1 protein-coding gene is annotated in these 1586 nt (G+C 39.4%); it reads left to right on the top strand.

Going from position 1 to position 1586, the window contains the following annotated elements; translation table 11 throughout:
* Positions 1-231 precede the first annotated feature (231 nt).
* Entirely contained in the window at positions 232-1563 is a 1332-nt protein-coding gene (locus DK188_RS21325) for an IS4 family transposase (RefSeq protein WP_262512144.1), read from the top strand.
* Positions 1564-1586 lie beyond the last annotated feature (23 nt).

Here is a 1586-nt window from a genome sequence, read left to right on the forward strand (position 1 = left end):
AGGCCATAGCCGTCAGTTTAGCAAGCTAAAACCTTGTGGGTGAGTTTATTTATGAACAAAGCGTAGATCCCCATTGGGATCTTTCTTCCTTTTACTCATATTTGTATAATGTTTTTTTAGTTTAAAAAGGCGGTCAATTTCACGGTTCGCCGCCTTTTTTCTTCTCCTAATATACTGAGTTTTGAGGTATAAAAGAAAGATAATCAATGGTTTATACGTAAAAAAGACCAAATTTTAAAAGAAAAATTCCTCTTAAATTTCAACCCCAAATCCATCAATTTATTAGCCAAAGAAAGCGGCTATTCGATCAGGAAGTCGAAGCTCGATGGTTTCTGTTTTCTGTTGAGTCTTATGTTTTCTTATCAACGGGGGAAAGATTTCAGTCTCTTAGATATGGCTTCCTTTCTCTTTCAGGAATTCGGGATTAACATCACCAAGCAGTCGCTTCATGACCGGTTTACTTCACCCGCTGTCGACTTTCTAAAAAAGTGTCTCGACTGTCTTTTGACTCAAAAGATCTGCTATAGTGGCGAAAAGCAAGCGCTCAAAACCCATTTCAACCGGATTCGGATCAAAGATTCCACCAAATTTGCGCTCCCTGATGCTTTTTCTGCAAAGTATAAAGGGTACGGAGGGGCGCTTCATCACTCCTCTTCGATGATCAGTGTCCAATATGAATATGATTTTCTCAGTGGGCAGAGTCTTGATCTCAGGCTAACCTCCGGTGTGATGAATGATCAGTCTGACTCAGCCGATTTTACCCATGATATCCAGGAAAATGATCTTTTTCTCAGAGACATGGGCTATTGTACCCTGACGTTTCTATCCACGATTCACTCGGCCAAAGCATACTTTGTCAATCGGTTGACACCACAGGTGAATATGTATTCAGAACGGGACTCAAAAGATCCAGTGGAGATCAATTCCTATCTTAAAAAGCTCAAAAAAGATAAGTTAGAATACCTGGAAGTACCTGTTTTTCTGGGGAAAAAAGAAAGGATTCCTGTGCGCCTTGTGGTTTCGCTTGCCGATGAGGCGACCTATGAGAAAAGACTCCGAAAAACCTCAAAACAGGCAAAATCTGTGGGAAACAAGGTTTCGGATAAGTTTAAGGCAAGGGCAAAGTTGAATATTATGGTTACCAATGTTCCCGCTGAGATTCTGAAAGGAAAAGACATCAGGAAAGTATATTCCTTACGCTGGCAAATCGAGCTGATCTTCAAAACCTGGAAATCACTGGTTACCATTGACGAGTTTAACACCAAAAAAATCCATCGGTTTGATTGCCAGCTTTATGGAAAACTGATCTGGATTATCCTTAACCTTAACATATTCAATTGGTTACAAAACCAGACATTACAAAAGAACAATGTGTTATGCAGTGTTTGGAAATACTTCAGGCTGATCCAAAACATATCAAATCATCTAATCAATGCTTTGAAAAGCCATAAAGAGTTGATAACCTTACTTGATCAACTCAAAGAGTTTGCTCCTAAAATTTTATACCTCGAAAAGAAAAAAGGAAAACTAGCCTTAAATGAGATACTTACAACCTTAACCTGACGGCTATGGCCTGCAAAGGCAGG

This window comes from Algoriphagus litoralis, from assembly GCF_003259255.1.
Lineage (GTDB): Bacteria > Bacteroidota > Bacteroidia > Cytophagales > Cyclobacteriaceae > Algoriphagus > Algoriphagus litoralis.